We start from the raw sequence: 23,575 nt of genomic DNA on the forward strand, positions 1-23,575 counted from the left end.
AGCGGGGCCTGCTCGCGAAGGCGGTCTGTCAGTTACCTAATAGGTGACTGACACTGCGCATTCGCGGGCAAGCCCGCTCCCACATTCGGTATTATGTTTTTTTCGAAACCGAGAGCAGAACAGGCCATGTCTGACGATATCCATTTCTACGAACCCGCCAACGGCCACGGCCTGCCCCATGATCCGTTCAACGCGATTGTCGGCCCGCGCCCGATTGGCTGGATTTCGTCCCACGACCGTGAGGGTCGCCTGAATCTGGCGCCCTACAGCTTTTTCAACGCGTTCAACTACATTCCGCCGATCATTGGGTTTTCCAGTGTCGGGCGCAAAGACAGCCTGAACAACATCGAACAGACCGGCGAGTTTGTGTGGAACCTGGCCACCCGCCCGCTGGCCGAGCAGATGAACCAGAGTTGCGCGGCCGTCGCGCCGCAGGTGGATGAATTCGAACTGTCCGGCCTGACGCCGGTGGCCTCGAAAATCGTCGGTGTGCCACGGGTGGGCGAAAGCCCGGTGTCATTCGAGTGCAAGGTGACGCAGATCATCCAGTTGCAGCGCGCTGACAAAGAGTTGGTGCCAAGCTGGCTGGTGCTGGGCGAGGTGGTGGCGGTGCACATTGCCAAGTGGCTGCTCAAGGACGGCATCTACGACACCGCCGCCGCCGAGCCGATCCTGCGTGGCGGCGGTCCGGCGGATTACTTCCAGCTGGGCCCGGAGGCGCTGTTCAAGATGTACCGCCCAGGCGCCAGCAAACCCTGACTGCGATGCAGCCACAGGTGGGAGGGGCGCAAGTCCCTTCCCGCAGGTTCAGTTATTGGCAGGCTCCCACTTCAGCACGCCCTCTTCGTCGACATCGATCAACCGCTCGAGCTGCACGGCGGCCGCGTCATCCGCGTCGGACGCCGTCTTGAACCGCTGCCCGTCAAGGATCTTGTGAAACTGCGGTGCGCCCATGCCATCCAGTGCCTTGACGGCAACGGCGGCGCTGTAGCCCCCTTCACCCGGTACTACGGCGGAAACGGCTTCGTGATGGGCAAATTGTTTGCGTGCCATGTTGCAGGTCCTGGCCAATTGAAAGTCGGCCATTCTAAACCCTAACCGGCCAGTTGCAGGTACTCGCCATAGGCGTTGATGGCAGAGGCGTCGGTGAACGTCTGGAAGTCGATGCTGCGCACCACCATGTCGTTCAACAGCTCGGTGAAGATCATCAGCGCCGGCGAATTGAAGTAGGCACTCATCGCCTGCTCGCTGTTCCAGAAGCCCGAAATCAGCCACACATCGGGATCGGTATGGGAATGCTGCAACGAAAATTGCAGGCAACCCTGAGCCTGACGGCCCGGTTCGATCAAACTGCTCAAGCGTGCACCGAGTTCGGTGCTGCACCCACTACGGGCACGGATAAAGGCCATATGGCTCGCGGGAATGGGGGTGGACATGTTCGACTCTCCCGTTGAGAAGTGATGCTCGGCAAGCACTGAGGGGGCGTGTTGCCACAGGATCAACGATAAGGCCACCGCTGGACGCGCGGTTAGTCGAATCCTGCAGGCTTATTGCACAATCCTGCGAAAAGCGTAGGGAGGACGTTTGCCGCCTACTGTTTATTCCAGACGCTGCTCAGTATTTGCGGACGATGACAGCCCTTGTCATTGCCTGATTCACGCCTATTCGCAGGATCAGGCAATGATTGTGCAGGATCGACGTAACACGCTTTGAAAATCCGCCGCTAAGCTCAGTCCATCAAAGCAACACGCAGAGGACGTTCCATGTCGTTGCCCGACCCCAAGCTTCTTCCCCTCGATGCCGAGATGGAAAAACAGCGTGCTGAACTCGCCGGCATTGTGCAACGCCACACCTGGGAAGAAGGCTCCTACGGTACGGCGATTACCTCGCTTTACCTGAACCGTCAAAATACGCCGCGCGACTTCATGCCGGTACTGGTGGAGCCTGCCCTGTGCATCCTCGCCAGCGGCAGCAAGGAAGTGCGCCTGGCCGACGAAATCTTCGCCTACGATCCGCTCAACTACCTGGTGTTTTCGGTGGCGATGCCGGTGGCAGGAAGAGTCATCGATGCCACGCCGCAAGATCCCAACCTGTCGGTGCGCATCAATATCGACCCGGCGCAACTGACGGCCCTGATTGCAGAAGCGGGCCCGATGGGCGTGCCTTCGCGGCCGACGTCGCGCGGGATGTACGTCGACCGCATCGACCACTCGCTGCTCGATGCGGTGCTGCGCCTGGCGCGGCTGCTGGATACCCCAAAGGATATCGCGATGCTCGCGCCGCTGATCAACCGCGAGATTCTCTATCGCCTGCTGCGTGGGCCGCAGGGTTATCGGCTGTATGAAATTGCCGTGGCCAACAGTCAGAGTCATCGCGTCAGCCAGGCGATCACCTGGTTGAACGGCAACTATGAGCAGCCATTGCGCATCGATGACCTGGCCAGGGAAGTGAACCTGAGCGTCTCGACCTTGCACCACCGCTTCAAGGCGATCACCGCCATGAGCCCGCTGCAATACCAGAAGCAACTGCGCCTGCAGGAAGCGCGGCGGTTGATGATTGCCGAAGGGCTGGAAGCGTCGGCGGCGGGGTATCGGGTGGGGTATGAAAGTCCGTCGCAGTTCAGCCGGGAATACAGCCGGTTGTTTGGTGCGCCGCCCCTGAGAGACCTGGCCCGCCTGCGCCAAAGCATCTGACCGAATGAAGAGCAAGCCCCCTCCCACAGTTGAAACATGTTGCTCTTCAGTCCAGCGTTCGGGGCAGCTGTAACGTGACCCGCAACCCACCCTCGCGCAGATTCTGCAAACTCACTTCCCCGCCATGACTATGGGCGATGTTGCGCGCAATCCCCAGCCCCAGACCATACCCCTGCTGGTGCCCGGCCAGGCGGAAGTGCGGCTCGAACACCTGCTCCAGACGCTGCTCCGGCACGCCAGGGCCTTCATCATCCACATGCAGGACGAACTGCGCACCATCGTCCTCGATGTGCAAATGGGCGTTCTGCCCATACTTCAAGGCGTTGTCGATCAGGTTGCCGATGCAGCGCTTGAGCGCCAGCGGCTTGCCCGCATAGGCCGCCAGGGCATATCCGTTCAGCGTCACGCGACCATTGCCGTTGGGCGCCAGATAAGGCTCCACCAGGCATTCGAGCACGTGGTTGAGGTCTACCGGCTGGATGTTTTCGTGGATATCGGTGTCTTTCACGCATTGCAGCGCGCCCTTCACCAGCAGTTCCAGCTCGTCCAGGTCCCGGCCGAACTTGGCTTGCAGGTTTTCGTCTTCGAGCAATTCCACGCGCAGGCGCAGGCGGGTGATCGGCGTACGCAGGTCGTGGGAAATCGCGCTGAATAACTGGCTGCGCTCGGTCAGGTAGCGGCTGATGCGTTCGCGCATGGCATTGAAGGCGCGCCCCACTTCCACCACTTCACTGCCACCGCCCTCGGCCACCGGCTCCACGTCGGCGCCCAGGGACATGTCCCGCGCCGCCCGTGCCAGGCGTTTGAGCGGGCGACTCTGCCAATGCACCAGCAAGCCGATGAACAGCAGCAGCAAACCGCTGGTCAGCACGATAAACCACACCTGCTGCGATGGCAGGCTTTGTTCTTCAAGGCTGGTGTAGGGCTCGGGCAGCAGCGAGGCGATGTACAGCCATTCGCCGGGGGCGAGCTGGATCTGGGTGACCAGCACCGGCGGGTTCACCGGCTCCAGGGTCAGCGCGTAATGCGCCCAGGAGCGCGGCAGCTCATCGAGCTTGAGGCCGGCATTGAAAATGCGCAGGTCTTCGGCGCTGACGAACTCCACCGAGATCAGCACATCGCCGCCCAGGGTCTGGCGCAGCACCTCGTCGACCGCTTGCAGCACCGCCTGCTTGCGCGGGGTCTGTGGCAGCACCGCCATGTCCAGCGGGCGATCATTGAGGGTCACGACAAACCGCGTGCCGCCCATGCTGCGCAATTGGTCCAGCACCAACGGGCGATAGGCCACCGGCAGCGAGCGGAAATAGCTCACGCTGGCGGTCATCGAGTGCGCCAGGCTGCGCGCGCTGGTGACCAGGCCTTCAAGTTGAGTGGCGCGCAGTTGCGAAACCCAGATCACGCTGGACAGCGCCTGGGCAAACAGCACCACCAGCAAGGTCAGCAGGAGCATGCGCCCCAGCAGCGAGCGTGGTACCGGAAAGCGGCGCCGGCGTTCGGCTACCGGCTCAATGGGCATTGCCGGCAACCACGCTGGCTGCCAGTTGGTAACCGCTGCCGCGCACGGTGCGGATCAGCCTCGGCGGTTTTTCGGTGTCGCGCAGGCGTTGGCGCAGGCGGCTGACGGCCATGTCGACGATCCGGTCCAGGGGCATCAGGTCGCGGCCACGGGTGGCGTTGCCGATGGTGTCGCGGTCGAGGATCTGTTGCGGGTGATCCAGAAACAATTTGAGCAGGGCAAAATCGGCGCCGGACAGAATCACCTCTTCACCGTCCACGTGAAACAGCCGGTGGCTGATCATGTCCAGGCGCCATTCATCGAACACCAGCACATCCGCCGTGCCGCTGCGCTCCTGGCCGAACTGGCAGCGCCGCAACAGCGCCTTGATCCGGGCCTGCAGCTCGCGGGGGCTGAAGGGCTTGCCGATGTAGTCATCGGCGCCCAGTTCCAGGCCGATCACGCGGTCGGCTTCGTCGGAGCTGGCAGTGAGCATGATGATCGGCACCTGCGCCTGACGCGGATGCTGGCGAATCCAGCGGCACAGACTGAAGCCGTCCTCGTCCGGCAACATCACATCGAGAATGACCAGGTCGCACGGCGCCTCGTTCATCGCCTGACGGAACCCCGCGCCGTCGGGCACACCACGCACCTGGAAGCCGGCGCGACTGAGGTAGGTTTGCAGCAATTCGCGGATTTCCTGGTCGTCGTCGACGAGGAGAATGGATTTACTGATTACGCTCACGGGGGCCTCCTGGGTGGTGGGGACAAGCTTAAAGCATCTGGCGCCTTTAGGCCGTCATCGCAGGCAAGCCAGCTCCCACAGTTGACCGGGTTCCAACCTTGGAATGTAGTCAAGTGCGGGAGCTGGCTTGCCTGCGATGAGGCCGTCAGCCCCTACGCAAAAGCCTGTTCAAGCGCGACGCCCGCACCGGTCAACCCGGAATACGGCGCCGTCACCAACCACACAGGAATGCCTTTGAAGTAGTCGCTCATGCAGCCCTTGTCGCTGAAACTCTTGGCGAAACCACTGTTGATGAAAAAGTCGGCAAACCTGGGAATCACCCCGCCCACAATGTACACACCACCCCGTCCACCGGTGGTCAGCACGTTGTTACCGGCCACACGGCCCAGCCAGATACTGAACTGATTCAATACTTCCATGGCCACCGGGTCACCGGCCAAGCCCGCTGCCGTAATGGCTTCGGGTGTGTCCAGCTCCGGCGTGTGCCCGTCGACCGCACAAATGGCGCGGTACACGCGTGGCAGGCCGCCGCCGCTCAGAGCGGTCTCGGCGCTGACGTGGCCAATCTCGCTGTAGATGTGCTGCCACAACTGGGTTTCACGCGGGCTGCTCAGCGGCAGGTCGACATGGCCGCCCTCCCCCGGCAATGCCGCATAACGGCCTTCGCCCAAATCCAGCAACGTACCGACGCCCAGCCCCGTGCCTGGCCCGATCACCACGGCCGGGCGCAACGGCTCCGGCGTGCCTTCGCAGACCACGCGAAATTCATCCGGCTGCAGGCGGGTCATGCCCAGGGCCATCGCCGAAAAATCATTCACCAGCAGCAGCTCATCCACCTGCAAGGCCTTGCAGAACGCCGTCTTGCTCAGGCGCCAGTGGTTGTTGGTGAACCTGAACTCATCCCCGCTCACCGGCCCGGCCACCGACAGGCACACCGCGCCGATGTCCCCGATTTCCAGGCCTTCTTCTTTGAGATAAACCTTGATCGCCTCTTCCGGGCTCTGGTGATCCGCCGTGGCGTGCACCCGGATCGAATGCAGCGCCTGATCACGCCACAACGCAAAACGGGCATTGGTGCCCCCGATATCACCGACCAGCGCTAACTTCACTTAAGCGTCTCCAAGGCAGAGGTAAAGGCGCTGGCGCCCTGCTCTGCGGAGCTTGCGGCCAAGCGCATGAATGCAAACAGCTCGCGCCCCGCCCCCACGTTATTGCCCAACAGGCCCGTGGCAGGCGTGCGTGCTGCAAACTCTTCGGCGTCCACCTTAAGCTCCAGGGTGCCGGTAACGCCATCCACGCGAATGATATCGCCATCGCGCACGCGCGCCAGTGGCCCGCCGCTCTGGGCTTCGGGGTTCACATGGATCGCGGCAGGGATCTTACCCGACGCGCCGGACATGCGCCCATCGGTAACCAGCGCCACTTTGAAACCACGGTCCTGCAATACGCCGAGGAACGGCGTCATCTTGTGCAGTTCGGGCATGCCGTTGGAGCGCGGGCCCTGGAAGCGCATCACAGCGACGAAGTCTTTTTCCAGTTGGCCGGCCTTGAAAGCATCGGCCAGGTCCTGCTGGTCCTGGAACACCACGGCCGGTGCTTCGACCACCTGGTGCTCCGGCGCCACGGCGGACACTTTCATCACGCCACGGCCGAGGTTGCCTTCCATCACGCGCAAGCCGCCTTCGGGCGAGAACGCACGGGCGACGGGGCGCAGGATGGTTTCGTCGAGGCTTTCGATGGGGCCGTCGCGCCAGATCAGTTCGCCGTCGACCAGGAACGGCTCCTGGGTATAACGGCTCAGCCCCTTGCCGGCCACGGTGTTGACGTCTTCGTGCAGCAGCCCGGCTTCGAGCAGTTCGCGGATCAGGAAGGACATGCCGCCCGCCGCCTGGAAGTGGTTGATATCGGCCTTGCCATTCGGATAGACATGGGACAGGGTCGGCACCACCTCGGAGAGGTCGGCCATGTCCTGCCAGGTGAGGATGATGCCCGCCGACATGGCGATGGCCGGCATGTGCAGGGTGTGGTTGGTGGAACCGCCGGTGGCGTTGAGGGCGACGATGGAATTGACGATGGATTTTTCGTCGACGATCTCGCCGATAGGCGTGAAGTTGCCGTTGACCTTGGTCAGGCGGGTGACCTGGTGCGCTGCTTCGCGGGTCAGCGCGTCACGCAGCGGCGTGTACGGGTTGACGAACGAGGCACCCGGCAGGTGCAGGCCCATCACTTCCATCAGCAACTGATTGGTGTTGGCAGTGCCGTAGAAGGTGCAGGTGCCGGGGCTGTGGTAGGACTTCATCTCCGATTCCAGCAGCTCTTCGCGACTGGCCTTGCCTTCGGCGTAGCGCTGGCGCACATCGGCTTTCTGCTTGTTGGAAATGCCCGACGGCATCGGGCCGCCCGGGACGAAGACCATCGGCAGGTGGCCGTAACGCAGCGCGCCCATCATCAGGCCCGGCACGATCTTGTCGCAGATACCCAGCATCAGCGCGGCGTCGAACATGTTGTGGGACAGCGCAACCGCCGTGGACATCGCGATCACTTCGCGGCTGAGCAGGCTCAGCTCCATGCCGGGCTCGCCCTGGGTGACGCCGTCGCACATCGCCGGGGTGCCGCCGGCGAACTGGCCGACCGAGCCGACTTCGCGCAGGGCTGTCTTGATCTGTTCCGGAAAGTGTTCGTAGGGCTGATGCGCCGAGAGCATGTCGTTATATGAAGAAACAATTGCCACGTTGGCGGCATTCATCATGCGCAGACTATTTTTATCTTCAGTGCCGCAACCGGCCACGCCGTGGGCGAAGTTGGCGCATTGCAGCTTGCCGCGCATCGGACCGTCGCTGGCTGCGCCGCGAATGAGCGCAAGGTAGGCCTCACGGGTGGCGCGGCTGCGGGCGATAAGCCGTTCGGTGACCTCAAGGACGCGGGGATGCATGTGTAGAACTCCAGGCTAACGGATGTGGCGACCTGAGTGTCTATGCTGATCAAACGCCCGCGCGCATGGGATGGCAGGGTGTCGTTTGGATCATCGGACCAGTTGATTCAGGTCACTCGTTGTAGATTGAACAAAATATTGCCACTAAAAAGGCTTGTTTTCTATTTTTATGCGAATAATCTTGTAATTCTTACAACAAATCGACGACAGGCACCTTCCAATGACTCTTCGTATCGCAATCAATGGTTTTGGCCGTATCGGCCGTAATGTCCTGCGCGCACTGTATACCCAAGGCTACCGCCAGGATTTGCAGATCGTCGCCATCAACGATCTGGGCGACAGTTCGATCAACGCCCACCTGCTCAAATTCGACACCGTACACGGCACTTTCGACGCAGAGGTCGCCCACGATCAGGAAAGCCTGACCGTCAATGGTGACCGGATTGCCGTCAGCGCCATTCGCAACCCGGCCGACCTGCCATGGGCCGCGCACAAGATCGACGTGGTGTTCGAGTGCACCGGCCTGTTCACCGAGCGTGACAAGGCTGCCGCCCATATTACCGCCGGCGCACGCAAGGTGATCATCTCCGCACCGGCCAAGGGCGCGGACGCCACCGTGGTCTACGGCGTCAACCATGACATTTTGCGTCAGTCCCACCAGATCATTTCCAACGCATCGTGCACCACCAACTGCCTGGCGCCGGTGGCCCAGGTACTGCACCGCGAACTGGGCATCGAAAGCGGCCTGATGACCACGATTCACGCCTATACCAACGACCAGAACCTCACCGACGTCTACCACACCGACCCGTACCGCGCGCGTTCGGCCACGCAGAACATGATCCCGAGCAAGACCGGCGCCGCCGAGGCGGTAGGCCTGGTGCTGCCGGAACTGGCGGGCAAGCTGACCGGCATGGCCGTGCGTGTGCCGGTGATCAACGTGTCGCTGGTCGACCTCACCGTGCAACTGAAGAAAGAGGCCACGGCCGACGAGGTCAACGCGCTGCTCAAGGAAGCCAGCCAGCATTCGAAGATCCTCGGCTACAACACCCTGCCGCTGGTTTCCAGTGACTTCAACCATAATCCGCTGTCGTCGATCTTCGACGCCAACCACACCAAGGCCAGCGGCAAGCTGCTCAAAGTGCTGGCCTGGTACGACAACGAGTGGGGCTTCTCCAACCGCATGCTGGATAACTGCCTGGCGCTGTGCAACGCTGAGTAAGCAGCCAACGCAGGTACCGGTGGGAGCTGGCTTGCCCGCGATAGCATCACCTCGGTCCAACTGAATACCGAGGTGCCTGCATCGCGGGCAAGCCCGGCTCCCACAAAGCCCCCTTCCACATTTGATCGGTATCGGCTCACAGCAATAGCCACTTGCCATTTCCGCTGATGATAAGCATTATCATTTGCTTGCAATCGGCCTGGTATCCCTGTGAGCCAATCTCGCTTCAACCATGTCTTTCTCACCCAACGGGTGATTCTGCTACGCACCTTGCAAAGGATGGTGAATAACCACAGCACCGCCGAGGACCTGTTGCAGGAAACCTACCTGCGCGTCACCCGGGCCCTGAGCGAGCGGCCGATCGATCACCTCGAACCCTTCGTCTACCAGACGGCGCGCAACCTGGCGCTGGACCATCTGCGCGCGCGCCGAATTCAGGCCCGCACGCTGCAGGAAGACGTGCCACTGGATGTGCTGCAAAGCGTCGCATCCCCTGTCAGCACGCCCGAAGACGCCACACAGGCCGAGCAACTGCTGGAGCATCTGAGCGTCAGCCTCGGGCAGTTGAGCGCACGCCAACAGCAGATTTTCATCCTCAGCCGCCTGCACGGCTGCAGCTACCAGGAGATTGCCGATCAATTGGACGTGTCCATGAGCACCGTGCAAAAGGAACTGAAGCTGATCATGGCCATCTGTGTAGGTGTGGCCCAAAGGCTGGATCAACCGTAAGCTGCATCCGACAGAACCGTCGAACCGGCCTGCAGGAACAATGACTAGAACGTGGCGAAGACCCGAGGCACACCGTGACCGACCCGAATAACCTGCGCGCCCATGAGCTGGCTCATGAGGTGTTGCAAGACGCGGCTATGGACCAGGCGCTCGACTGGCTGATCGCGCTGCAGTGCCCGCAACCGGAGCAGCAGGCTGCGTTCGAGGCCTGGCTGACCAGCGACCCGGCGCACGCCCTCACCTTCGCCAAGGCCCAGGCCGCCTGGAGCGGCGCGCCGGTGCACAGTGCCGCAATCGCCCTGGCAGCGCCGCGCAAACCGGGCGTCTGGCGCCGTATCAAGCCACACTGGAAACCCCTGGCCACCGCCGCTGTGCTGGTGCTGGGATTGCTGAGCTTCAGCAACCTGCCCGCGCGTTTGCAGGCTGACCACCTCACCGTGGTGGGTGAGCGCCAGCGCCTGCAACTGGACGACGGCTCCAAAGTGCTGCTCAACACCAACTCGGCGTTCTCCAGCAGCATCAAGGACCACCAGCGCGTTGCGCGCCTGTATCAGGGCGAGGCTTTTTTCGAGGTCATGCCCAGCCGCGGCTTGCCCCTGGAAGTCGATGCCGGTCCGGTGCGGGCCAGCGTGCGCGACACCACCTTCGCCGTGCGCTACCTCAACGGCGAAGCGCAGGTGCAGGTGCAGCGCGGCGATGTCGACCTGCGCAACACCTTCGACGATGCCCGCGTGCGCCTGAGCGCCGGCGAAAGCATCCGCATCGGTCCCAAGGGATTTGGCCCGCCTGCCCGACTGGATCCGGCCAAGGACCTGGCCTGGGTACAGGGCCGGCTGGTGTTCGAAAACTGCCCGATGAGCGAAGTGCTCGCCGAACTGCGCCGCTATTACCCTGGCTGGATCGTCAACACCAATGACAAGCTCGCCAACGTCGCCGTCACCGGCAATTATCGCCTCGACCAGCCGCTGGACGTGGTGCGCTCCCTGGCTCACATCACGTCGGCCAGGCTCGCGGAATTCCCGGCACTGGTCATTCTCAACTAAATGAGAATTATTTTTACTCGATGTTAACCGGCGATACGTCTCGTTATAGCCAATGCAACTGATTCCTATTTGGGATAGTTCGCAACTATAAGATTCGTACCTCCGGAGCGTTCACGATGTCCTCTTGTTTCAACCGTCGGTCTTCCTCGCCCGTACTGTCCCTGCTGACTGCCGCCCTCCTGCTGGCCGGTGCGCCGGTGACGAACGCTGCGGCTGCCGAACCGACCCCGCGCAGCCATGGCAATTACGCGTTCAGCATTGAACAGCAGCCACTGGTCTCGGCGCTCAATGCCTTTACCGCCGTGACCGGCTGGCAAGTAGGCCTACCGGCCGAGCTGGGCCAGGGTGTGTCATCGCCAGGCGTGCGCGGCGCACTGTCACCCGAGAAAGCGCTGGATCGGCTGTTGGTGGGGACCAACCTGAGCTACCGCAAACTGGGCAATAACAACATCGTGCTGGAAAAACGCGCCGCCGGCGGCACCGTCAACCTGCAACAGGTGACCATCAGCGCCACCCGTACCGAGCAGGCGGTGGACAGCGTACCGAGCACCGTCACCGTGCATGAGCGCCAGGAACTGGACCGCCTGAACGTGAACACCATTCGCGAACTGGTACGCTATGAACCCGGCGTATCGGTGGGCGGCGCAGGTACCCGCTCCGGCAACGCAGGCTATAACATTCGCGGGATAGACGGCGACCGCATCCTCACCCAGGTCGATGGCGTCGAAGTGCCGGACAACTTCTTCAATGGCCCCTACGCCAAGACGCGCCGCAACTACGTCGACCCGGAAATCGTCAAGCGCGTGGAAATCCTCCGTGGCCCGGCCTCGGCCCTGTACGGCAGCAGCGCCATCGGCGGCGCCGTGAGTTATTTCACCCTCGACCCGGACGACATCATCAAACCGGGCCAGGACGTCGGCGCCCGCCTGAAAACCGGCTACAGCTCCGCCGACGACAGCTGGCTGACCTCCGGCACCGTCGCCGGCCGCGTACAGGACGTCGACGGCCTGCTGCACCTGAGTCAGCGCAGGGGTCATGAAACCCAGTCCTACGACGGCAACAACGCCACCGGCCTGGCCCGCACCGGCGCCAACCCGGAGGATGCGCGCACCACCAACGTGCTGGCCAAACTGGGCTGGAACTACGGGGACGACAACCGCCTGGGTCTGACCTACGAAAAGTACAAGGATGATCGCGACGTCAACCTGAAAAACGCGGTGGGCGGCCCGTTCATTGGCGGCCGCGGCTTCAACCTCTACCGCGACCGGCGCGGCAACGACACCATCACCCGCGAACGTTTCGGCCTGGAAAACACCTTCTCGCTCGAGTCGCCGATAGCCGACCGCATCAAGACCAGCCTCAATTACCAGATCGCCAAGACCGACCAGACCACCGCCGAGATCTATCAGTCGGGCCGCCGCGTTCTGCGCACCCGCGACACGCTGTACGAAGAGAAACAGTGGGTCTTCGATGCACAACTGGACAAGGCCTTCAGCCTCGGCGACACCGATCATCAGGTGACCTACGGCACCACGCTCAAACAACAGAAAGTCACCGGTTCGCGCGAAGGTGGGGCCACGTGCCTGGCGGTTGGCAGTGGCTGCACCGCCATCGGTGCCCCGAGCCCGCAAGCCGGCGACAGCGTGAAGAAATCCAGTGACTTCCCGGACCCGACCATCAACACCTACTCGCTGTTCGCCCAGGACCAGATCACCTGGGACAAATGGACCTTCCTGCCCGCCGTGCGCTACGACTACACCCAGCTCAAGCCGAAACTGACCCAAGCGTTTCTCAATACCGTAAACCCCACGGGGGCGGATTCGGTCAGCGACAAGGACAAGACCTGGCACCGCGTGACGCCCAAGTTTGGCCTGACCTACGCCCTCTCCGATCAATACACCTGGTTCGGCCAATACGCCGAAGGTTTCCGCACGCCCTCCGCCAAGGCGCTGTACGGCCGCTTCGAAAACCTGAACCTGGGTTACACCGTCGAACCCAACCCCGACCTCAAGCCGGAAACCAGCAAAGGGATCGAGACCGGGATTCGCGGCGCATTCGACGCAGGCTCCTTCGAGATCGCGGTGTTCTATAACAAGTACCGCAACTTCATCGACGAAGACAACGCCGTGGTCGGCGGCACCGTGGAGCAGTTCCAGGCCGTCAACATCAAGCGCGCCACCATCAGGGGCGCCGAAGCCAAGGGCCGCCTCAACCTGGATGCCTTCGGTGCGCCGCAGGGTCTCTACACCCAGGGCGCGGTGTCCTATGCCTACGGTCGTAATGATGAAAACGGTGAACCGCTCAACAGCGTCAACCCGCTCAAGGGCGTGTTCGGCCTGGGCTACGACCAAGACAACTATGGCGGCCTGCTGAGCTGGACACTGGTGAAAAAGCAGCATCGCGTCGACAGCAGCACCTTCCACGCACCGGACGGCGACACCAGCGGCCCGTTCAAGACACCAGGCTTTGGCATCCTCGACCTGAGCGCGTACTACAAAGTCAGCCAGGACGTGACCATCAACGGTGGCCTCTACAACCTCACCGACAAAAAATACTGGAACTGGGATGACGTGCGCAGCTACGACAGCGTCGGCGAAGCGGCGGTGACCGGCCCGGCCAACCTCGACCGCCTGACCCAGCCCGGCCGCAACGTTGCGATCAACCTGATCTGGGACATCTGACGACACCAGCCTCACCTCGCCGCGATTATTCAGCGCCGGGGTGAGGATTTTTTACTGTGCCGCGTCTTCTTGTTCGTCTAGTTGATAACCGCTCTCCTCAGCGCAACCAGGCGCTACCCTTCTCAAGGACTTTTTCGATGACAGCTTCCCTTACCGCAGAACGCCCAAGCCTGCGCTCCCAGCGCCTGAACCAGATCACCCACGCGCCACACACCCGGCTCGACGCCCTGGTCAAGGCCCACGCCCCCTTCGACACGCGGGCCAGCTTCGCCCGCTTCGTGGTGGCGCAGTACCTGTTTCAGGCGGAACTGGTGGCGCTGTACAACGATGCCGAGCTGATCGACATCATCCCCGACCTTGCCGAACGCTGCCGCGCCGACGCCGCCCGGCTCGACCTGGGCGACCTCGGTACCGAAGTGCCAGCTCCGGTCGAAGGCGCCGTGCAAAACCCGAGCAAGGCCGAAGCCCTGGGCTGGCTGTTTGTGTCCGAGGGTTCCAAGCTCGGCGCCGCGTTCCTGATCAAGCGCGCCGTGGGCCTTGGCCTGAGCGAAACCTTCGGTGCCCGCCACCTGGGCGAGCCGGCCGGTGGACGCGCCGAAGGCTGGAAGCGCTTCACCCGCACCCTCGACGCCCTCGAGTTCAGCGCCGAAGAAGAAGCCGCCGTGGAAAAAGGCGCGATTGACGCGTTTGTACGCTTCACCGTACTGCTCGAACAGGCGTACGCTAGCGCCCCCGAACTGGCCTGATACCTGAATTGGAATGCGATCAAATGTGAGAGGGGGCTTGCCCCCTCCCACACTGGGCTCGCATTTCACATTGATTTTCTGTGATAGCCCTACCTATGACCGGCAAACCCCAGCCCATCTCAAAAATCGCACAGCTCCTGTTTGGCCTGCTGGCCTACGTCAGCCTGGGCATCGGCCTGGTGGCGATTGTAATCCCGGGGTTGCCCACCACCGAATTCATCCTGCTGGCCGCCTGGGCCGCCACCAAAAGTTCGCCGCGCCTCAGCGCCTGGCTGGAAAACCACCGCCTGTTCGGGCCCATCCTGTTCAACTGGCGCAACGGCAAAATCATCGCGCGCCGGGCCAAGGTCAGCGCCACCGTCAGCATGCTGGTGTGCGCCCTCCTGATGTTGGTGATGCTTGATCACGGCTGGCCGATCTACCTGGCAATTGCCGGCATGGGCCTGGGCAACCTGTGGATCTGGTCACGCCCGGAACGGCTCGCAGCCCCCGCCCAACGTGGCATGTAGTCTTTTTCCTACCGCTCATCGCCTTGCTCTCACGAATTGATTCATGACGCCGATGTTTCAGGCATAGCGCCGAATGGACTTGGCTCGTCCTGCTTGCACTCCACTTTGTCCTTTCGCGAGTTAACCCATGCTCAACACCCTTTCAATTCGCCTGAAAATTGTGCTGCTGTCCGGCCTCTGCCTGCTGGGGGTGATCGCGCTGATCGTCAGCATCAACCTGCGCGAGACCGACAAGAACGATCAACTGACCAGCGACTCAAGCTCGCGCATGCTCACCAGCAACGTGCAGAAACTGCTGCAGGCCAACGCTGCTGAACAAGCCCTGCAATTGCAGAAAACCTTCGGCGACAACCTCACCGCCGCGACCGCCCTCGTCGACCAGGTCAAGGACCTGCGCAACCTCGCCGCCAAACGCGGGCTGGAACCTGCTGCGCTGCGCGAGGAGCTCAACCAAAGCCTGAAAACTGCCTTCGAGCGCAACAGCAAGGTGCTGGGGATGTGGCTATCGTTCGAGCCCAATGGGCTGGACGGCAAAGACAGCGAATTCGTCGGAGACAAGGCCCGCGTGTCCAATGAAGCAGGACGCTTCGCCAGCTACTGGAGCCGCGCCGGCGGCACAGACGTGAACACCATCATGATCGAGGAGGATCTGAACAAGACCGCCCTCAACCTCAGCGGCACGCCCTACAACATTTGGTATACCTGCTCACGCGATACCCGCAACACCTGCCTGCTGGACCCTTACGAAGACACCGTCGCCGGCAAGTCTGTACTGATGACCACCCTGTCGCAGCCATTGATCGTGGACGGCAAGGTGATCGGTGTGGTCGGTGTCGACATCGCCCTCGGTGCCCTGCAAGTGGCCACCGATGAGGCGCAGAAAAAACTGTTTGACGGTGCCGCGCACCTGGAGGTGATCTCCAGCACCGGCCTGATTGCGGCCTACAGCGGCGAGCCGGGCAAAGTCGGTAAGAACCTGGCAGAAATCATGGGCGCCGAAGGCAAGGAAGTCGTGCAACTGCTGGCCACTGACAGCCACGTCAACCGCGAACAGGGCGACACGATCCGTGCGGTCTACCCGTTCAAGCCGATTGCCGATGCCAAGGCCTGGGGCGTGGTGGTCAAGCTGCCCAAGCACGTGATGCTGGCTGATTCGATCAAGCTGCAAGGGGTCATCGATGAGGCCCAGGCAGCCAGTGCGCTGTTGTCCATCGGCGTGGGTGTTGGCGCGGGGCTGCTCGGGTTGCTGCTGATCTGGCTGACCGCAACCGGCGTCACCCGACCGATCAACAGCGTGGCTGCCATGCTTAAGGACATCGCCAGCGGCGACGGCGACCTCACCCAGCGCCTGACGTACACCCGCAAAGACGAATTGGGCGAGTTGGTAAACTGGTTCAACCGCTTCCTCGACAAGCTGCAACCAACCATCGCGCAGATCAAGCAAAGCATCACCGAAGCGCGCGGTACGGCGGATCAGTCATCGGCCATCGCACGCCAGACCAGCGAAGGCATGCAGGTGCAGTTCCGCGAAATCGACCAGGTGGCCACCGCGTCCAATGAAATGAGCGCCACGGCCCACGATGTGGCCAACAGTGCGTCCAATGCCGCCAGCGCGGCGCGCGGCGCGGACCAGTCGGCGCGTGAAGGCATGTCGATCATCGAGCAAAGCACCCGCGACATCACCACCCTGGCCGACGAAGTGAGCAAGGCCGTGAGCGAAGTCGAAGCCCTGGCGGTCAACAGCGAGCAGATCGGTTCGGTGCTGGAAGTGATCCGCAGCATCGCCGAGCAAACCAACCTGCTGGCCCTGAACGCGGCCATCGAAGCGGCACGCGCCGGCGAAAGCGGTCGTGGTTTTGCGGTGGTGGCCGACGAAGTGCGCAACCTGGCCAAACGCACCCAAGACTCGGTGGAAGAAATTCGTCTGGTGATCGAACGCATCCAGAACGGCACCCGTGGCGTGGTGGCGACCATGCATTCCAGCCAGCAGCAGGCCCAGAGCAATGCCGGGCAAATCCATCAGGCAGTCGCGGCGCTGGGCAAGATCAGCGAAGCGGTGACGGTGATCAGCGACATGAACCTGCAAATCGCCAGCGCCGCCGAAGAACAGAGCGCAGTGGCCGAAGAGGTCAACCGCAACGTATCGGCGATTCGCACCGTGACCGAAACCCTGACCGGCCAGGCCACCGAGTCGGCGGCCATCAGCAGCCAACTCAATGCCCTGGCCAGCCAGCAGATGAAGCTGATGGATCAGTTCAAGGTGTAGAGCTGGCCGAGAGCCGAACGCTGTACACAATGTGGGAGGGGGCTTGCTCCCGATGGCTGAGTGTCAGTCAGCTTATTGGTAGCTGACCCACCGCTATCGGGAGCAAGCCCCCTCCCACACTTGGATCTCCATTTGTCTGATGGATATCTTTGATCTCAGGCGCCCCGGCAACCTAGCTGGCCGACGTGCGGGCACACCGAGCATTAGCGAGGCGCCGGAACCCATATCAGCCGTCAACGCGGCAACGGATATGCCCCCTGTCAAACGCCGGGCCACCCCTGCACAAACGCAGCCACATCCTCCTTGGGCGCACTACGCGGCGGATTCTGCGGCGTCCCCAAATACAGAAAACCAATCACCTCTTCCCCCTCCACCAGCCCCAACCCCTTGGCCACATGCGGCGAATACGACAACTCCCCGGTGCGCCACACCGCACCAATCCCCTGCGCATAAGCCGCCAGCAAAATGCCATGGGCCGCACAGGCTGCTGCCAGCAGCTGTTCGGATTTGGGCACCTTGAAATGCTCCTGCAGGCGAGCAATCACCACCACCACCAACGGCGCACGCAGAGGGCCGTTCCGGGCCTTGTCGATGGCCGCTTGCGGGGCCTCGGCATCATTGAGCAGCGCCGCTTCGGCCAGCAAGGTGCCCATCCGCTCACGAGCAGCGCCTTCCACTGTAAGGAAGCGCCACGGCCGCAGTTGGCCGTGGTCAGGCGCGCGCATGGCGGCGGCGAACAGCACATCGCGCTGCTCCAGGGTCGGTGCCGGCTCCAGCAGACGCGGCACGGAAACACGGTTGAGCAAAGCGTCGAGAGCCTGCATGGGCCACCTCCAGAAAAAAATGTGGGGTCATTCTAGCGGGAATGAAACGCGATGCCAGCAAACGATAATTGCTCTTATTCATTGCCCCCGGCCCTGTTAGACTTTGCGACCCCTTTTTCGCCATCGCCTCAGGAAACTCGATGTTCCGTTCGCTTTTTCGCCTGTGCGCAGCATTGATGGCCTTGAGCCTGACCGCCTGCGACGACGCTCCCAGGTTCACCAAGGCAGAGCCTGGCGAAGCGCGGGCCGGTGGCACAGCGACGGTGAACAAGCGGGACCAGAACGCGTTTTCCCTGCCCTCGGCCAACCTGTCGCCCACACGCCGCGTGGACTTCAGCGTCGGCAACAGTTTCTTTCGCAGCCCCTGGGTGATCGCCCCCTCCACCACCACCGCCCGCGATGGCCTGGGGCCGCTGTTTAACACCAATGCCTGCCAGAACTGCCATATCAAGGATGGACGCGGCCACCCGCCGCGGCCCGATGCGCCCAATGCCGTGTCGATGCTGGTGCGCCTGTCTCTGCCGGATACGCCGGACTACGCCAGGCTGATCGAACAGGCCGGCGTGGTGCCCGAGCCGGTGTACGGCGGCCAGTTGCAGGACATGGCCGTGCCCGGCGTGGTGCCGGAAGGCAAAGTGCGGGTCGACTACACGCCCGTCAACGTCACCTTCAAGGACGGCACGGTGGTCGAGCTGCGCCAACCTGCGCTGCAGATCACCCAACTCGGCTATGGGCCGATGCACCCGGACACGCGCTTTTCCGCACGTATCGCCCCGCCGATGATCGGCCTGGGCCTGCTCGAAGCCATCAGCGAAGCCGATATCCTGCGCAACACCGACCCGAAGACCGCCGGCAGGGACGCACTCATCGGCCGCGCCAATCAGGTGTGGGATGACGCCCGGCAAACCACCGTGCTCGGCCGTTTTGGCTGGAAAGCCGGGCAACCGAACCTCAATCAACAGAATGTTCACGCGTTTTCCGGTGATATGGGCCTCACCACTTCCCTGAGGCCGTTCGATGACTGCACCGACGCTCAGGTCGCCTGCAAACAGGCGCCCAACGGCAATGGCCCCGAGGGTGAGCCGGAAGTCAGCGACAATATTCTGCGCCTGGTGCTGTTCTATACCCGTAACCTTGCGGTGCCGGCGCGTCGCGGCGTCGACACGCCGCAGGTGCTGGCCGGCAAAAACCTGTTCTACCAGGCCGGCTGCCAGGGCTGCCACACGCCGTCGTTCACGACGGCTGCCAATGCCGCCGAGCCCGAGCTGGCCAATCAGTTGATTCGCCCCTACAGCGACCTGCTGCTGCACGACATGGGCGAAGGCCTGGCCGACCACCGCAGCGAATTCAAGGCCGGTGGCCGCGACTGGCGCACGCCGCCGTTGTGGGGCATCGGCTTGACGCAGACCGTGAGTGGCCACACCCAGTTTCTGCATGACGGCCGCGCCCGCAACCTGCTTGAGGCCGTGCTGTGGCACGGCGGCCAGGCACAGCCGGCGCAGCAGCAGGTGCTGTCCTTTGATGCCGAGCAGCGTGCCGCGTTGCTGGCGTTCCTGAATTCTCTATAAGCTTTGCCCCAATCCGATAAGGGAGCTCGACATGTTCCGTCCCAAGTTGTTGTTCACCAGCCTTGCCGCCCTCGCCCTCGGCGCCTGCTCACCGCAAGACCCGCAGGCCGTGACCTCGGCGGCCATCGCCAAGCAAGTGATCCTGCCGACCTACAGCCGCTGGGTCGACGCCGACCGCCAACTCGCCGTCAGCGCCCTGGCCTACTGCCAGGGTAAAGAGAGCCTGGACACCGCGCGCGCCGACTTCCTCCACGCACAAAAAGCCTGGGCCGAGCTGCAACCGCTGCTGATCGGTCCGCTGGCCGAAGGCAATCGCGCGTGGCAGGTACAGTTCTGGCCGGACAAGAAAAACCTGGTAGGCCGCCAGGTCGAACAACTGGTCACCGCACAGCCGCAGATCGACGGCGCAGCCCTGGCCAAGTCCAGCGTGGTGGTGCAAGGCCTGTCGGCCTACGAATACATCCTGTACGACGCCAAGACCGACATCGCCGACGCCGCGCAAAAAGCCCGTTATTGCCCACTGCTGATGGCCATCGGCGAGCGTCAGAAAGCCCTGGCCGAAGAGATCCTGGCGAGCTGGAACAGCACCGACGGCATGCTCGCGCAGATGAGCAAGTTTCCCAACCAGCGCTACGCAGATTCCCACGAGGCCATCGCCGACCTGCTGCGCGTGCAGGTGACCGCGCTGGACACCCTGAAGAAAAAACTCGGCACGCCAATGGGCCGCCAGACCAAGGGCATCCCGCAACCGTTCCAGGCCGATGCCTGGCGCAGCCAGTCGTCCCTGCAAAGCCTGGAGGCCAGCCTCGCTGCCGCGCGCACTGTGTGGGTAGGGGTCGATAACAAGGGCCTGCGTGGTCTGTTGCCGGCCGAGCAAAAGCCGTTGGCCGACAAGATCGACGCCGCCTACGCCGCCTCGCTCAAACTGTTCGCCAGCAACCAGCGCACCCTCAATGAACTGTTGAATGATGACGCCGGGCGCCAGCAGCTCAACGATATCTACGACAGCCTCAACGTCGTCCATCGCCTGCACGAAGGCGAGCTGGCCAAGGCATTGGGCATTCAGCTTGGCTTCAACGCCAATGACGGTGACTGATGATGCTCAGGCGACAGGCTTTGGCGGTGGGCAGTGTATTGCTCAGCGCCCTCACCCTTGGTGGCTGGACGTTGTTCAAGCAGAAGGACAAGGGCCCGCTGCTGCTGTCAGCGCGCGATGATGCCGATGGCAACCACTACGCCGTGGGCTACCGCCTGGACGGCAAGCCGGTGTTTGCCACCCAGGTCGGCCAGCGCTGCCACGACATCATCAACCATCCGACGCTGCCGATTGCGCTGTTTGTCGCCCGTCGTCCGGGCACCGAGAGCTACCTGATCGACCTGCGCGATGGCGCACTGCTGCAGACCATCACTGCCAACGCCAACCGTCACTTCTACGGCCATGCGGTCATCCACAAAAGCGGCGAGTGGTTGTACGCCACCGAAAACGACACCGCAGACCCCGGCTGTGACCTGCTTGGCGTATACCGTTTCGAAGGCGAGCGGCTGGTGCACAGTGGCGAGCTGTCCACCCACGGCATCGGCCCACATCAGGTGTCATGGATGCCCGATGGCGAGACCCTGGTGGTGGCCAACGGCGGTATTCGCACCGAGGCCGAAAGCCGTGTGGAGATGAACCTCAACGCCATGGAGCCGAGCCTGGTGCTGATGCAGCGCGACGGTACGCTGATCAGCAAGGAAACCCTCGCTCAGCCGATGAACAGCGTGCGCCATATGGGTATCGCCAGCGATGGCACCATCCTCACCGGGCAGCAATTCATGGGGCCGTCCCAGGAGCGTTCCGAGCTGCTGGCGATCAAGCGTCCCGGTCAGCCCTTCGTCGCCTTCCCCGTGGCCGATGAGCAGTTGCAGGCAATGGGGCATTACACCGCCAGCGTCGCGGTGCACAGTGAGCTGCGCCTGGTGGCGTTGACCGCGCCTCGGGGCAATCGCTTCTTTATCTGGGACATGGACAGCGGTGAGCTGCGCCTGGACGGACCGTTGCCTGACTGCGCGGGTGTGGGAGCGGTGGCGGATGGGTTTGTAGTGACGTCAGGTCAGGGGCGCTGCCGGTTCTACGATTGCCGACAGAAACAGCTGGTCGCCCAACCGCTGGAGTTGCCGGCGGGGCTTTGGGATAACCACCTGCACCTGGTCTGATCTGCGCCATGACGGAGCCTCTGTGGCGAGCAGGCTTGTCCTGCGTTGGGCTGCGCAGCAGCCCCAAAACCAGGCGCTGAGCCGTATCAGGTACACCGCGTTTTTGCTGGATTGGAGGCGCTTCGCACCCCACCGCGGGACAAGCCCGCTCGCCACACCAAGCCCGTTCCCCTAGGTGATGGGCGTTGATTTCAGATCCGTTGCCCACAAAAAAAGGGCCTCACGGAGTAAGGCCCTTTCGGGGGTTTCAGTCGTTTCAACTTTGCGGCCTCATCCCTTGGGACATCCCGAACATGAACAACAGCAAATCATGATCGGGTCTGGCCGCCACATTCGCCTTGGCAACCCGCGGCAGCAGGCATTGCCCGCTGCCTTGAGTTGCACTCAGCACTTGTGTCCGAGGCTGCTCCCATGCAGCCAGGGCAAGGGCTGACACGCCCAACGCCCCGACCAGAAACAAACCTCGTGCTATTTCTAGCTTCATTTGGTTAAACCCTTGATAGCGCTGCCAAACGCCGTCTCGTAAAAATAGCTCAGTTTCTTCCAGTCGCTATCGCTGAACGACGAATGGCGACGCAGTTGCAGCATGTCGTGGGACGCAGCGCGATAAGCGGTCAGGCGCTGGCGGCATTTTTCGAAGTCCAGCAGTGCCACTTCCACCTTGGCCGAGTCGACGTCGCCTGTCACCTTCACGAACACGTGCTTGATGTACAGGCAACCATGCTGCCAGCGCCCTTTATGCATGCGGGCCAGGGTCTCGGCCAATTCCTTGAGCAGGCGCTCATGCACCGCTTCGCCATACTGTTCGCGGCCGCCAGCGGCGTACCAGTTTTCGATCTCGTCGAAACCGTCCAGCGATGCCGTCACCAACAAAGCTTTCCATTGGTGTTCGGGGTCGCGACGCGCCTCGCAGAACACCATCTCGGGCACTCGCACGTCCAATAGCCGCAAGCCCTTGAGCGCATCGCGCTCGCGCAACACGGTCGGGCGCCCGAACGGGTGCAGCCAGCTACGGTAGATATGCCCGGTCTGGCGCTTGCTGTAGAGCAAGCGGCCATTGGCGCTGACTACACGTTGCACACCGCTCTCACCGCCGCGTCGACGGTTGGGTTCCTCGACCCACTCGCCCTGCTGGCGCCAGAAATAATCAAATCGCTCCTCGGGAGCTATATGACTGCCTGCTACGCACTCAACTGCCATCCTGTTACCTCTTGCGCAATACATAAACTCGCCACATGGCGTAGAGCGGGATGAAATCCAGGGATTCCTGAACACGGAAACCGGCCTGCTCGAATTCTGCCTCAACAGTAGCAGCCGGTAACACAAATCTGTTTTGGTAACCTTCCTGCTCACCTTTCCTGCGACGTTTCACCTCGGCGCGCTTGCGTTTCCAGGCCTTGAAATTGCCATCCACCCACAGCGAAATGATCACGCTGTCACGGGTAACCCGTTGGAACTCCCGCAGAATCGCCAGCCTGTGCGCCGGATCACCGATATGGTGGAGCAGGCGCATGCAGAAAATGCTGTCGACCGAACTGTCTGGCAAATCAATATCAAAGGCTGAAGTCTGCAAAGGCCGTACCCGTTTCACCACATCCGCCGGTTGGGCCAGCGTTGCGACCTTCAACATGGATGCGGAATTGTCCGCACCGATGATCACACGGTTGGGCTTTTCGGCCAGCAGCGGCCAGAAACGTCCGGCACCACACGGCAGGTCCAGCACCAGGCCTGGCTCACCGGCCATGGCCAGTGCACCGCGTGCCAATTGTTCGTCGCGTTTGTGGGACAGCCGACGCGCCAGATTGTCCTGATGCTTGAGCAAATAATTCTGCGCATGCTGATCATCGTACTTTTCGGAAAATTCAAGCTTGATTGGGGAAGGCATCTTGCGTCTCCAGTAACTGATGCCTGCAACCTTAAGCAGCG

General features: G+C 62.3%; 22 protein-coding genes and 1 pseudogene. 13 read left to right on the plus strand and 10 right to left on the minus strand.

Annotated elements, in window-relative coordinates:
- Positions 1 to 126 precede the first annotated feature (126 nt).
- Positions 127 to 759: a flavin reductase family protein gene (locus tag VRB54_RS18855; RefSeq protein WP_338478352.1), complete on the plus strand. Its 633-nt coding sequence runs from the start codon at positions 127 to 129 to the stop codon at positions 757 to 759.
- 48 nt (positions 760 to 807) lie between these two features.
- Here the strand turns inward: VRB54_RS18855 and VRB54_RS18860 are convergent, their stop codons facing one another.
- Positions 808 to 1,086 carry a hypothetical protein gene (locus VRB54_RS18860; protein WP_338478353.1) on the minus strand — a complete coding sequence of 93 codons (279 nt, stop codon included), beginning with the start codon at positions 1,084 to 1,086 and terminating at the stop codon, positions 808 to 810.
- Between the two features lie 8 nt (positions 1,087 to 1,094).
- Positions 1,095 to 1,436, minus strand: a complete 342-nt coding sequence (locus tag VRB54_RS18865) for an antibiotic biosynthesis monooxygenase family protein (protein ID WP_338478354.1) — start codon at positions 1,434 to 1,436, stop codon at positions 1,095 to 1,097.
- 327 nt (positions 1,437 to 1,763) lie between these two features.
- Between VRB54_RS18865 and VRB54_RS18870 the strand changes: the two genes are divergently transcribed.
- Complete coding sequence (locus VRB54_RS18870) at positions 1,764 to 2,693, plus strand: AraC family transcriptional regulator (RefSeq protein WP_338478355.1); 930 nt, start codon at positions 1,764 to 1,766, stop codon at positions 2,691 to 2,693.
- Between the two features lie 46 nt (positions 2,694 to 2,739).
- Here VRB54_RS18870 and VRB54_RS18875 read toward each other — a convergent pair whose 3' ends face one another.
- From VRB54_RS18875 to edd, 4 genes are all read right to left on the minus strand, one after another.
- Complete coding sequence (locus VRB54_RS18875; RefSeq protein WP_338478356.1) at positions 2,740 to 4,209, minus strand: ATP-binding protein; 1,470 nt, start codon at positions 4,207 to 4,209, stop codon at positions 2,740 to 2,742.
- Positions 4,199 to 4,933 carry a response regulator gene (locus VRB54_RS18880; RefSeq protein ID WP_003237599.1) on the minus strand — a complete coding sequence of 245 codons (735 nt, stop codon included), beginning with the start codon at positions 4,931 to 4,933 and terminating at the stop codon, positions 4,199 to 4,201. Before VRB54_RS18880 ends, VRB54_RS18875 begins: the two co-directional genes overlap by 11 nt.
- A 152-nt stretch (positions 4,934 to 5,085) precedes the next feature.
- Positions 5,086 to 6,042, minus strand: coding sequence for a glucokinase (locus VRB54_RS18885; protein WP_338478357.1), 957 nt, complete (start codon positions 6,040 to 6,042; stop codon positions 5,086 to 5,088).
- The gene (edd, locus tag VRB54_RS18890) at positions 6,039 to 7,865 is read right to left on the minus strand and encodes a phosphogluconate dehydratase (protein ID WP_338478358.1); all 1,827 of its coding nucleotides are present in this window, start codon (positions 7,863 to 7,865) and stop codon (positions 6,039 to 6,041) included. The genes VRB54_RS18885 and edd overlap by 4 nt, the downstream gene beginning before the upstream one ends.
- A gap of 220 nt (positions 7,866 to 8,085) precedes the next feature.
- On the opposite strand from edd, the gene gap reads away from it, so the two are divergent.
- From gap to VRB54_RS24680, 8 genes and pseudogenes are all read left to right on the plus strand, one after another.
- Complete coding sequence (gene gap, locus VRB54_RS18895; RefSeq protein WP_057007205.1) at positions 8,086 to 9,087, plus strand: type I glyceraldehyde-3-phosphate dehydrogenase; 1,002 nt, start codon at positions 8,086 to 8,088, stop codon at positions 9,085 to 9,087.
- A gap of 210 nt (positions 9,088 to 9,297) precedes the next feature.
- Entirely contained in the window at positions 9,298 to 9,816 is a 519-nt protein-coding gene (locus tag VRB54_RS18900) for a sigma-70 family RNA polymerase sigma factor (protein ID WP_338478359.1), read from the plus strand.
- 74 nt (positions 9,817 to 9,890) lie between these two features.
- Positions 9,891 to 10,859, plus strand: a complete 969-nt coding sequence (locus VRB54_RS18905) for a FecR family protein (RefSeq protein ID WP_338478360.1) — start codon at positions 9,891 to 9,893, stop codon at positions 10,857 to 10,859.
- Positions 10,860 to 10,975: 116 nt separating this feature from the next.
- Positions 10,976 to 13,540, plus strand: a complete 2,565-nt coding sequence (locus VRB54_RS18910; protein WP_338478361.1) for a TonB-dependent receptor — start codon at positions 10,976 to 10,978, stop codon at positions 13,538 to 13,540.
- A 137-nt stretch (positions 13,541 to 13,677) separates the two neighbouring features.
- Positions 13,678 to 14,286, plus strand: coding sequence for a biliverdin-producing heme oxygenase (locus VRB54_RS18915; protein ID WP_338478362.1), 609 nt, complete (start codon positions 13,678 to 13,680; stop codon positions 14,284 to 14,286).
- Between the two features lie 95 nt (positions 14,287 to 14,381).
- Positions 14,382 to 14,795 (plus strand): YbaN family protein, encoded by a 414-nt coding sequence (locus VRB54_RS18920; RefSeq protein ID WP_338478363.1) that lies wholly within the window; start codon positions 14,382 to 14,384, stop codon positions 14,793 to 14,795.
- Between the two features lie 268 nt (positions 14,796 to 15,063).
- Positions 15,064 to 16,203 (plus strand): annotated as a pseudogene (locus VRB54_RS24675) (HAMP domain-containing protein); the annotation flags it as partial.
- Positions 16,204 to 16,305: 102 nt separating this feature from the next.
- The gene (locus tag VRB54_RS24680) at positions 16,306 to 17,061 is read left to right on the plus strand and encodes a methyl-accepting chemotaxis protein (RefSeq protein ID WP_422396116.1); all 756 of its coding nucleotides are present in this window, start codon (positions 16,306 to 16,308) and stop codon (positions 17,059 to 17,061) included.
- A gap of 260 nt (positions 17,062 to 17,321) precedes the next feature.
- Here VRB54_RS24680 and VRB54_RS18930 read toward each other — a convergent pair whose 3' ends face one another.
- Positions 17,322 to 17,885: an NAD(P)H nitroreductase gene (locus tag VRB54_RS18930; protein ID WP_338478365.1), complete on the minus strand. Its 564-nt coding sequence runs from the start codon at positions 17,883 to 17,885 to the stop codon at positions 17,322 to 17,324.
- 140 nt (positions 17,886 to 18,025) lie between these two features.
- Between VRB54_RS18930 and VRB54_RS18935 the strand changes: the two genes are divergently transcribed.
- From VRB54_RS18935 to VRB54_RS18945, 3 genes are read left to right on the plus strand one after another with little or no spacing between them, the layout of a single operon-like run.
- The gene (locus tag VRB54_RS18935; RefSeq protein WP_338478366.1) at positions 18,026 to 19,453 is read left to right on the plus strand and encodes a di-heme oxidoredictase family protein; all 1,428 of its coding nucleotides are present in this window, start codon (positions 18,026 to 18,028) and stop codon (positions 19,451 to 19,453) included.
- A 31-nt stretch (positions 19,454 to 19,484) separates the two neighbouring features.
- A complete protein-coding gene (locus tag VRB54_RS18940) occupies positions 19,485 to 20,549 on the plus strand; it encodes an imelysin family protein (protein ID WP_338478367.1) in 1,065 nt (354 codons plus the stop codon).
- A gap of 2 nt (positions 20,550 to 20,551) precedes the next feature.
- Complete coding sequence (locus tag VRB54_RS18945; RefSeq protein ID WP_338481131.1) at positions 20,552 to 21,649, plus strand: DUF1513 domain-containing protein; 1,098 nt, start codon at positions 20,552 to 20,554, stop codon at positions 21,647 to 21,649.
- A gap of 256 nt (positions 21,650 to 21,905) precedes the next feature.
- Here the strand turns inward: VRB54_RS18945 and VRB54_RS18950 are convergent, their stop codons facing one another.
- From VRB54_RS18950 to VRB54_RS18960, 3 genes are read right to left on the minus strand one after another with little or no spacing between them, the layout of a single operon-like run.
- Positions 21,906 to 22,133: a hypothetical protein gene (locus tag VRB54_RS18950; protein WP_057007215.1), complete on the minus strand. Its 228-nt coding sequence runs from the start codon at positions 22,131 to 22,133 to the stop codon at positions 21,906 to 21,908.
- Positions 22,130 to 22,849 carry a lipopolysaccharide kinase InaA family protein gene (locus tag VRB54_RS18955; RefSeq protein WP_338478368.1) on the minus strand — a complete coding sequence of 240 codons (720 nt, stop codon included), beginning with the start codon at positions 22,847 to 22,849 and terminating at the stop codon, positions 22,130 to 22,132. Before VRB54_RS18955 ends, VRB54_RS18950 begins: the two co-directional genes overlap by 4 nt.
- Positions 22,850 to 22,853: 4 nt before the next feature.
- Positions 22,854 to 23,534 (minus strand): class I SAM-dependent methyltransferase, encoded by a 681-nt coding sequence (locus VRB54_RS18960; RefSeq protein ID WP_338478369.1) that lies wholly within the window; start codon positions 23,532 to 23,534, stop codon positions 22,854 to 22,856.
- Positions 23,535 to 23,575: the final 41 nt, after the last annotated feature.

It is taken from the genome of Pseudomonas trivialis (assembly GCF_036864995.1).
GTDB lineage: Bacteria > Pseudomonadota > Gammaproteobacteria > Pseudomonadales > Pseudomonadaceae > Aquipseudomonas > Aquipseudomonas trivialis.